Raw genomic sequence first — 10637 nt, forward strand, 5'->3', positions numbered from 1 at the left:
TCACTAAACCTAATCGCTTTGGAAGTCGGGTCTATGAATTTTCAAGTAGGGCGATCGATCAATCAGGGCAAGCAGAAAAGGGTGTTTAGAGCTTTGGGAGTAGCGCTCGCTCTGCTCTGTATGGGCTTACCCGCTCTAGCAGAAGAAGCCTCTGATGCTCTCCCACCCAGTCCTCTAGAAATTACTGCCCCTGATCCGCTGCTGCCTGAAATGGTAGTCGATCGTCCGCTGAGCGCTCAAGAAAAGATTGTCCTGACAACGGCTCTAGATGAATTGCAGCGTCAGGGATTAGCTAAACTGCAGGCAGGCGATCTACCAGGCGCACTAGAAACCTGGAACCGGGAGCTACGGCTGCGTCGCTTCTTGGGAACTGCCGAAGAAGTTAAATCCCTTAGCCGGGTAGGCGAGGTGGCATGGCGACAAAGCGAAACGACCGAGGTTCGAGTGATCACCGCGCGGCTGCAAGAAATTCAACAGCAGGTGCAGGCTCAGACCCCTATAGATTATGACCTGCTGCTCAAAATTGCCCAGGCATACCAGACCATGCGTGCCCGTACACCTGCCGTGACGCTATATGATCAACTCCTTGCCCAGGCTCGGCAGCAGCAAAATAAGGCGCTAGAGCAGCAAATCCTTACGGCACTGGCAGAAATGCAGCTCGCCTATTTTGATTACCCTAGTGCTGCCGCTGCCTACGAGCAGCTTTTGGGAATTGCTCAACAGCAGAGCGATCGCCCCAACGAGGAAATTTACTTAAAACAGTTGGCATATATCTATCAGCAAAATAGCCAGCCGACTCAGGCAGTTGCCATGCAGCAGCAGTTGGTTGATCTCTATAGAAAGCAAAAGAACTTTATCCCCATTCCTCTACTTAAAATTGACATGGGAGACAGTTATGTTGCCATGGGAAGAGCTGACCTAGCGGCTCCCAGCTATCAAGAGGCGTTTGCAACGGCGCGATCGGTTCAGCAATATGCTCAGGCAAGTGATGCCCTAGAGCGGCTGGCAGCGCTCTACCGCTCCTTAAACCGTCCAGAAGATGCAATTGTCGTGTATCAGCTTCTCATAGACGTGCAGCAGCAGTCCTACAACACGTTGGGTAAGCTGAACACCTATGATCAAATGGGTCAGCTCTACCGCGCCTCAGGTAATACGAGTCAGGCGATCGCTGCCTTCCGACAGGCGCTTCAGATTGCTCAGCAGCTGAATTATAAGGTCGGTTACTTTACGACTCAAATTGAACAGGCTACTCAACCTGTACCCGTTCAGCCTGAACCCACAGCGCCGACACCTTAAAACGTTAGCCACAAACCGCTAGATTTTTGCCAGGGCAAACAGCTTGGCAAAAATTTGGGCACTCGCAAACATTAATGGAAAAGCAATTCCCACCAGCCCTAGCCAGCTCAAGAGCGAAATAGTCAGACGAGTGATTCGTCTGGGCGCTCTTCCTCTTGCTGCAATATGGGTACCGTAAGCAATCAGCGCTGCTCCGCCAATGCCGCAAACTAAGCTCACCATAAACCACACCTCAAGCGGTGGGCTGGATTCTGCTAAGTTCAACATCGGTAATAGCGCAAAGCAGACAATCTCGATCGCCAACCAAATTCCCAAACAGAAGAAAAAATCTTTTCGCGCGAGGCTGTTCATAGGAGAAATATTGACCTTAGAAAATAGAATGAAACTTTTGTTAACAAAACTTCTTTGAAAATTAGTGAATAAACCAATGCTGAAAATCATGCCGGATTCAGTCACGCTCTGCAAGCTGATTTTGACAAAAAATTAAGCAAAAATAGCCAGAGTTAGCGATCGCACTTTACTCAACTTAAACTCGATCGCCCATTGCGTAAACTTTAATTTCCCTCAAACCTGACTTTGAGGTAGCTCTGATAGTCTTTATAAATAAAGATTTTTGTTCTTTAACCTGGCTCTCAAATAAATAAACTCGCTCAGGAGTCTTGAGGTGCTTTCCTTCCTACAGAAGCTTGAGCTGATATTTAGTCATTACTTTTAACTAGCTCATCATTACCCCATAGAAAATGGCTTTATGAATCACTATTGTCTAACCTGGATCGAAAACTGGTGCTTTGAAAATGGTTGGTCTGAACCGTTCGCAGAACGACGCAACGAGTTCTGGGCGTTCCCACCTAATGGCGTAATGCCTGTCCCTATTCCTGCCCAGGTGCTTCATCATCTGAAGCAAGAGAATGGCTTGACGACTCACGAGAAGGTTGGATACTTGACGGCGATCGGAGCCAGCGTTGTAGCGATCGTTTCTACCTACCTTTTAGATTGCCCTATGCCTTTGGTGGCAGCTTTTAGCATTTGTGCCGTCATTGTTGCTGGGTTAGAAACCGAAGATTAGTGATTTCTCTAACGCTTATCTCTCCGATACCGAAGCAGCAATTTCTTAAAGAAGAGCAAAGGTAGCTTACCTTTGCTCTTCTTTTATTTCATTTTCTGACGAATAAATGTCATAATTTGGGCGACTTGCTTCTTCAATCCATCCACTTCAGTTTTTAACTGCACATTTTCATGGCGAAGTGCTTTAACCTCAGCCTGTAACGTTTGAATTTCAGGATTGGCAGAAGATGGCGTAGGCACTCCCATAGGTTGAGCGGTTGGAGCAACAGGCTCAATTGGCGAAACGGCTGGTGGAGCTTTTTGAAGTAGCTGCTGGCGACTTCTAGCTTTTGCCATCGCTGACTTAATAGCCTGGACTAGCACGGGCTGCTCAAAGGGCTTGCCGATAAATTCAAAATAGCCAAACTGGTCAGGAACCGCTTTCTCGACATCCTCTCTGCGTCCAGACATCAGCACAACTGGGATGCTCTTCAGCCTGGGATTATCTTGCAGCTTTTGCACCACCTCCCAGCCATTCATCCGAGGCATAAAGAAATCTACTAAGATCAAGCTGAGATTTTCTCGACTAACAATTTCTAGCCCTTCAACGCCATCGACGGCTTCCAAAACTTCAAAATTGCCTTTTGGGAGCATATCCCTAACCTGCATTCGGATAGTCTTGCTGTCATCGATAATCAGGACTTTTTGATTTGCCATCGCTAAATAAATCTCCTGTGGCGGCAGACTACGCAGGGCTCTAAGTTCAGCCTTTATCCTAGGACAACCCAGAAGAGGATTCAAACTTTTCTGGTTGCTCTCTCCGTACAAATTAGAATCCTATCCAGTTATGCGGATGGCAAGAGAAATCTACATCCGTGATTCTGCGCATCCTACATGGCTTTTGTGAGGTTAAGGTTTGTTCCACCCATAGGATTACTGAAAAGGCTGTTACTTGATCTCATCAAGATGTCGATGAAGTCTGTCCATTTAGCATCCTCACAGTGATATAGATGAAACTACTGAGCTTGTAAGATTCTCCGCACAGCCTACATCTCTATACGATCGCAGACGTACTGTGATTCCATTACCATTTCATGCAGGCTTTACAGAGGTAATCCGTTTATTCACTTCATTGACTTTGCCTTTACAGATTACTCATAGACTTCTTGTCAGTCTTCATGGGTTGAGAATTGATTTATCCCACGTTTGAAGAGAAGTGAAAATTGTTCTACCACTCCAACTTTTTCTCTAAAACTATTGCAATAATTTTAGAGAAAAATAAGATTAAATCCTCTTAATTTATAGAGCTTGATACTATATATCTCCGAGCTGGGATTTCCAAAGGCAATTAACATGAAAAGAGAACTAATGCAACTTACCAAAGCGTTAAAATTGGTCAGTTATGTAGCTTAAAAGATTTAATCTTAAGCTTTTAAGTCTGTTGTTTTAGAGAGATTTCACATAACTCTAGGAGTGTAGTCCCTATAGGTTATAACCTTTGTATGGATTAAGCTTAGTCTCTTTTTCAGAAGTCTTTGCATGAAAGCAGTAATCCAGTGGAATTTCAGATGTTGACCTCATATACAAACTTTTTAAGTATATGAAGATTTGCACTGATAATTCTAAATTCTGACGGGTATTGCTGGTAATTACAGGATAGGAGGGAGACTTACCCTTCAAATGAAGCTGCGCTTTATTTAAGCTTTACGATCGCTCAAAATAACAGCGATCAGAAGCAAAGAATAGGTGAAGATCGACTTATCTAGTGGCTTTACCCTACACCTTTGGTATTTGATGGATGATATCGATTCACAGATTAACCTGTGCCCTAGGTTCGGGTTATCTGTATCTCTCAATGTCTTCGTCCGAACTCTATCCAATCTGAACTTTGAGTACCAGCAGGTGAGCCTTACAGTAAACCTACTCTTCTGAGATTTAGGGGTTGAGGTTAGCATATCCCTATGCGAGTTTTTGACGTAGGGTATCTAGCAGCTCCCAAAGCAGCTGGACTTTTGCCAGAAGGCCCAGAGAGAATCAGGGTTCAATGAGATGCATAAAATCATGGATTTTTCAATGACCATTGCATCATCACTCAAGTCGCTAGGAGCACGGAATGTCTAGGGCAGAATCAGAAAACTCGCCACTTGAAGCCGAGAACAACCCACCTCCATCGCTTAAGAGCAGAGCCATTAGTGGCTCTGCCTGGACGCTCGCCGGCGAATGCACTCAATATGTTCTGCGCCTAGGGGGAAATCTTGTCCTTACTCGCTTGCTTTTTCCTGAGGCATTTGGACTCATGTCCCTCGTCCAGGTCTTTATCATGGGGCTGGAAATGTTCTCGGATGTGGGTATCATTCCAGGCATTATCCAAAACAAGCGGGGTGACGAGCCTGCATTCCTTAATACTGCCTGGACAATCCAGGTCGGTCGGGGAATAATGCTGTGGATCTTTGCCTGTGTAATCGCTGTACCTGCGTCACAGTTCTATCGCGAACCTATGCTCATGCAGTTGTTGCCCATCAGCGGGCTAACGGCTCTGATCGCAGGATTTAACTCCACTAAGCTAGCGACTGAAAACCGCAAACTATCAGTGGGTAGACTAACCCTACTTGATTTAGGGTCTTATGTCTTAGGACTCACTGTGATGGTGGTTTGGGCTTGGATTTTTCCGTCTGTCTGGTCTCTGGTAGGTGGTGGGATCGTGGCTGCTCTTGCCAAAATGATCCTTAGCCATGTGTACCTCAAAGGGGAAAGAAATTACTTTCACTGGGATAAGGAAGCATTCAGATCGCTCCAGCAGTTTGGTCGATGGATATTTCTGAGTACGGTTCTGACCTTTTTTGCAGGGCAGGGCGATCGCATAGTCATCGGTCGTTTGCTAGATGTAAAAGCGCTCGGAATCTATACAGTTGCCATTACGATGGCTCGTCTGGTGAACGAGACAATTATGAAGTTAGGGAGTAAAGTCCTGTTCCCCTCCTACTCCGAGCTAATTCGGGAGCGTCCAGAACAGCTCTACGTTACACTGCGAAAAACTCGACTCTTCTTAATTGCAGGTAGCTGGGTTGCTTCTTTGTTCTTGATGGCGTTTGGGGAGACACTCATTAGCTTTCTCTATGACGATCGCTATGCCAAGGCAGGATGGATGCTGAAGGTTCTTCCAATTAACGCACTAATTGGAGTCCTGATTTTCACCTACGACGATGCTTTAATGGCGATGGGTAAAACGTTTACGATGACTAGCCTTCTGGCAGTTCAGGTAGCAGTAGAGCTAACGGCAATGGTAGTAGGAGGGTACATATGGGGCGAAAACGGCGTAATTATTGGAATATCTTGCTTTGCCTGGGTTCTCTATCCTCTTAAAGCTATCTTCTTTGCACGCCTCTCAATCTGGCAACCCGAAGTAGATTTGCCAATTATTGCTCTAGCAACTTCAGTCGTCGGAAGCCTCTACTTCTTCAACTTCTTTAGCTAAGTCACATTTTATAGACTGTCTATCCGCATACCTTGATCCATACACCCTGTTGAAATTTCTAGTTAAATTCCAATGAGTCACAAGCCTTTAGTTTCAGTTCTGATGCCAGTTTACAATGCTGAACGCTACGTCGCTCAGGCGGTAGAGAGTATTCTGTCGCAGACCTTTAAAGATTTTGAGTTCGTCATTTTAGATGACGGCTCAAAAGATGCCTCCCTGAAGATTTTGGAGGAGTATGCTGCTAAAGATAGGCGGATTCACTTAATCAGTCGAGAGAACAAAGGCGTTATCCGAACGAGGAACGAATTACTAGCACAGGCAACGGGTGAACTCATTGCAGTCATGGATGCTGACGATGTTGCTTTGCCCAATCGTTTTACCCTGCAAGTCGAGTTTCTTAACGCCAACTCCAACGTTGTTTGTGTTGGGGGCGCCCACGAGTTAATTGACGAAAAGGGACGTTTTTTGACGCGGCTTCTTCTTCCTGAGCATGACAATCAGATTCAGAAATTGGCGCTAGCAGGACATGGGAGTATCTGTAATCCCTGCGCTATGATTCGTCGGACAGCGCTAATAGAAATTGGCGGGTATGACGAAACTCTGGCATGCGCTGAAGATTTGGATGTGTGGCTCAAATTAGGTGAAGTTGGTGCGCTAGCAAATCTTAAAGACACAATCTTGAAATATCGGCTGCTCAAGAGTTCTATTAGTGAAAAGAATGGAGTCTTGCAGCGTCAAGCAGCCAGAGAGATCTGTGAAAGAGCCTGGTTACGACGAGGGATTGAGGGGCATTTTGAGGCAGAAGAGCCTTGGCGACCGACCCAAGATGCTGCATCTCAATACCGCTTCATGCTTCAGTATGGCTGGTGGGCTTTCAATAGTGGACACCTTGGAACCGCCAGTCTTTATGGAACGAAGGCGATCGCGGCGCTTCCTTTCGCAGCAGGAGGTTGGAAGCTACTGACGTCTTCTGCCTTGAAGCTACTACCAGGGGTAGCTCAAAAGGCTTAACTCAAAAGTTTGTAAAAGATTCACAACGGAGAACAATCATGAAAAAGCGTGTGATTGCAATTGGGCTAGATGCGGCTGATTATCGGGTCATGGAAAAATGGATGGATCAAGGACATCTCAAAAACCTGAGCCAACTCCGCAGCGAAGGAGCCTACGGGCATTTGACCAACACTGTCACTTACTGTGATCAAGTCAGAGAAACCTCCATTACTGAACGGCTTTGGGCGAACACTTGGACTGGCTGCACCAGCAACAAGACGGGTTACTGGGGGATTGAAAAGTTTTATCCAGAAACCTATGATATGAGCCTTGACATTCGAGGGGCCTATGACTTCAAGGAGTATCCGCCCTTCTACGGATTGATGGAAGACCGCCGTGTCATCCTATTTGATCTGTTGTCCGCCTCGCTGTACGACAAAGTTAATGGATTGCAAGTCTTGGGTTGGGGGGGGCATTTTCCGGCAACAGATAATTGCTCTAGTCCTCCTGAACTTCTGCCAGAGATTATCCAGAAGTATGGGGAACATCCCGTATTCTACAAAGATGCTGGATTCTGGTGGGATAAAGAGTATGAGGAATGGGTTGAGAAGGGAATCAAAGATGCAGTCGCAACTCGTTCAGAAATCATTCGCGATTTGATGAAGCGTCAGGACTGGGATCTGTTCCTAACCACGTTTGGGGAAACCCATAGCGCAGGGCATAATTTCTGGTACCTCAGCCAGTCCGATCATCCTTTGTATGATCACTTTAGAAGCGACAATGATCCCGCGAAAGACCCTATGCTGGCTTGCTACGAAGCAGTGGATCAGGCGGTTGGGGAGATTCTTGCCGAAGCCCCCGAAGATGCTTACGTGTTTGTTTACGCAGTTCACGGTATTGCTGCTAATAACACTGACCTCTTTAGCTTGGTCTTTTTGCCTGAGCTTCTCTATCGATTTAGCTTCCCTGGAAAAGTTGCTCTGGCACCCGGCAAATCGGGAGATGCGCCACCGCCTATCATTACCGACGCTTCCTTACCTTGGCCGGTCGAGATTCTGAAGACCACGACCATGGCAAATCCCACCCTGATGCAGCGACTTGTGAAAAAGCTGGTGCCTGGGCTATTCTCTCGTCTCTGGCCCGAACCTCAGCTCACAGATATGTCTAAGCTAGAGGGTTCGTCAGCCAACTTAAACTGGATGCCAGGTATGTGGTATCGCTCTGCTTGGCCTCAGATGAAAGCTTTTGCGCTACCGGCTTTCTCAGATGGACATATCCGGATCAACTTAGAGGGGCGTGAGAAAGACGGTATTGTCAAGCATTCTGAGTATGATGCTTTGTGTGAAGAGATTACCCAATTTCTCTATCGAGTCAAAGATGCCAGAACGGGAGAACCTATTGTTGATGAGGTTGTGCGGACAAGACGATCGCCTGCCGATAACGATCCGAAGCTGCCAGATTCCGATCTTGTAGTTCTTTGGAAACCCGGTATCAGCGATGTAGTGGATAGCCCAGATTGTGGGCGCATTGGGCCTGTTGTTTATGATCGAACCGGAGGGCACTATTTGTCACGAGGATTCTTGATGGCAAAAGGACCAGGAATTACTCCAGGTTCTAGTATTCCAGATGGACAAGCCGTTGATATCGCTCCGACAATCATGAAGCTCATGGATGTCGAAATTCCCTCACATTTTGATGGTAAGCCCATTTCTCTCGTGAAGGCAGAGTCTTACATCGGTGTCTAGTACAACACATTGAAGCATCAGTATTAAGTCTGCTATGGTGAGCTGAAATAGTCTGTGAACAGAGAGTTCAGGAGGTTTATTCCTGCATAGGAGTAGGCCTCCCATACTTCACTTAAACGCTTAATAGGATTACTAAAGAACTTTGATGAACCAGTAATGGTTTTACTCATATCTTAGATAAACCTGTTGAGATAGGTTATGAAAAGTGGAGATGTCTTCGCTTCACGGCTTAGAATCCTCTTGTGATCTACTGAGAGATGCCATAACAGAGTTTTCATGCTGTCTACAACACTTATTCTATTCTTTGGAAATACATAATTATGCCATTAGTGAGTGTTGTTATACCGATGTACAACGCTGAAGCATTCATATCGAGTACTTTAAATTCGATCTTGCAAGAGCAAACCATTGATCTAGAAGTAATCGTTGTTAACGATGGTTCTACAGACAGGTCACTTAGTCACGTGCTTGCTGTCAAGGATGAGCGAATCAGAGTTATAGATGGACCTTGCCAAGGAATTTCAGCCTCCTTGAACGCTGGATTGGCAGCTGCAAAGTCCGACATTATCATGCGGTGCGATGCTGATGATCACTATCCTCTTGGACGAATAGCAACACAGGTGAATTGGTTGTTTCAACATCCAGAGTATGATGCGGTGTGTGGCGGATTCTCAACCATTGATCTATCTGGGCGTCTGATTGCTCAGTTTGATGTTCACAGCGATCACAGAGAAATTACTGATGAATTGCGGGCTGGTGTAACTTCAACTCACTTTTGTACTTATGCGGTACGAACCAGAGTCTTGAGAAAAATAGGTGGCTGTCGGCAATATTTCAAAACGGCAGAAGATATTGATTTGCAGTTGCGGATCGGAGAAACATGTAGAGTCTGTTATCTGCCTGAAATCTTCTATAGATATCGCCTTCATGACGCTTCAATTACTCATGTTCAAAGCAATGTTGAAAGAGAATTTTTTAGTTTGGTGGCGATCGAATTTCAACAGCAGCGTCTCCTCCAAGGTAGCGATGACCTAGAGCGGGGCTGTCCACCAGCTCTACCTCAAAGTACAGAAAGAAAAGCTATGAAGACTGGGGAACATATACAAAAGCTACTAATTCATCGAGCTTGGCAAGAACATCAAGCTGGGCATAAATGGCAAGCTCTTACTACTGCGGTCAGGTCAATCATAAGCCGACCTACAACCCTAATGGCATGGGGTAGCCTATTCGCTTTATGCCTTAAACCCTCCAGCCGAAAAGCAGCTTCAAGGGTAACTCCCTGTCCTGAAGGTCTGGGAAAAAAGAGCCTTGCTGAATCATAAAACTTCGGAACCTGCCTCCGTCTTCAAAGGTTGCCGCACTTATGTAGCTTAGATATGAGCTAGGGTTCAATCCTTGCAAAGAGAAGTAAACATGCCTTCGGAAAGGCTTATGAGACTAAGACTTTTTGCGAATAAACTTTTTTACTCAAATACTTTACTACCGTAGTTATTTTCTAGCGTTTCGTTAATTTCTTCCTTACACGTAGCTTGACAGCAGATTAATGATTTCTTAGCTGTCTCTTAATAGGTTTTTCGAGGTACCTGAAGTTTGTGTGAAGGCTACCAATCTTGAATAGGAATTTCTGCTTTAAAGAGCTTAACTTGAGTGATACGGAAATATAGTTCACCAAAATTAGATGATCCGGATACAGCAGTAATAATCTTGAATACAAGAGCAATGCTGTTGCGGGATGCAAGATGTTTCTATATGCAGTTGTAGATAATTAGCAGCACTACTCTGAAAATAGAAACTCCATTAACGTTAAACATATCACTTTATGTGTTTTTGGAATTGGTAGCCTTGTATTACTCTGCGCAAGTTGATTAAATCTATCCATTGCTCCAGTTCTGGCTAAGGATTCTGCATCTAGTGCTGGAAAACTTTTAGATTTTGAGACTATTCACCTCAAAATCATGCTACTCAACCTTCAATTAATACTCAGCTCCATTTATTGATTTGAGAGAGAGTATAGTGATGGTGAATTGACTATCAAAATATTTAATAAAGATTCTAGGAGACGATTAAATTGAGATTTAATGATCTTA

Annotated in this window: 8 protein-coding genes; 6 read left to right on the forward strand and 2 right to left on the reverse strand. The window is 45.2% G+C overall.

Translation table 11 applies throughout. The annotated features are described in order from the left end of the window. Positions 1 to 33 precede the first annotated feature (33 nt). Positions 34 to 1296 carry a tetratricopeptide repeat protein gene (locus AC5JMP_RS12760; protein ID WP_495851849.1) on the forward strand — a complete coding sequence of 421 codons (1263 nt, stop codon included), beginning with the start codon at positions 34 to 36 and terminating at the stop codon, positions 1294 to 1296. Between the two features lie 18 nt (positions 1297 to 1314). Here the strand turns inward: AC5JMP_RS12760 and AC5JMP_RS12765 are convergent, their stop codons facing one another. Next, positions 1315 to 1647 (reverse strand): hypothetical protein, encoded by a 333-nt coding sequence (locus AC5JMP_RS12765; protein WP_495851850.1) that lies wholly within the window; start codon positions 1645 to 1647, stop codon positions 1315 to 1317. 397 nt (positions 1648 to 2044) lie between these two features. On the opposite strand from AC5JMP_RS12765, the gene AC5JMP_RS12770 reads away from it, so the two are divergent. Next, complete coding sequence (locus tag AC5JMP_RS12770) at positions 2045 to 2362, forward strand: slr1957 family protein (protein WP_495851851.1); 318 nt, start codon at positions 2045 to 2047, stop codon at positions 2360 to 2362. A gap of 83 nt (positions 2363 to 2445) precedes the next feature. Here the strand turns inward: AC5JMP_RS12770 and AC5JMP_RS12775 are convergent, their stop codons facing one another. Further along, positions 2446 to 3057, reverse strand: a complete 612-nt coding sequence (locus AC5JMP_RS12775; RefSeq protein ID WP_495851852.1) for a response regulator — start codon at positions 3055 to 3057, stop codon at positions 2446 to 2448. A 1396-nt stretch (positions 3058 to 4453) separates the two neighbouring features. On the opposite strand from AC5JMP_RS12775, the gene AC5JMP_RS12780 reads away from it, so the two are divergent. From AC5JMP_RS12780 to AC5JMP_RS12795, 4 genes are all read left to right on the forward strand, one after another. Next, on the forward strand, positions 4454 to 5815 hold the full coding sequence (locus tag AC5JMP_RS12780) for an oligosaccharide flippase family protein (RefSeq protein WP_495851853.1): 1362 nt from the start codon (positions 4454 to 4456) through the stop codon (positions 5813 to 5815). Positions 5816 to 5887: 72 nt separating this feature from the next. Then, complete coding sequence (locus tag AC5JMP_RS12785) at positions 5888 to 6826, forward strand: glycosyltransferase family 2 protein (RefSeq protein WP_495851854.1); 939 nt, start codon at positions 5888 to 5890, stop codon at positions 6824 to 6826. A 38-nt stretch (positions 6827 to 6864) separates the two neighbouring features. Further along, entirely contained in the window at positions 6865 to 8550 is a 1686-nt protein-coding gene (locus AC5JMP_RS12790) for an alkaline phosphatase family protein (RefSeq protein WP_495851855.1), read from the forward strand. A gap of 320 nt (positions 8551 to 8870) precedes the next feature. After that, positions 8871 to 9872, forward strand: coding sequence for a glycosyltransferase family 2 protein (locus tag AC5JMP_RS12795; RefSeq protein ID WP_495851856.1), 1002 nt, complete (start codon positions 8871 to 8873; stop codon positions 9870 to 9872). Positions 9873 to 10637 lie beyond the last annotated feature (765 nt).

The sequence above is a fragment of the Drouetiella sp. genome (genome assembly GCF_059504425.1).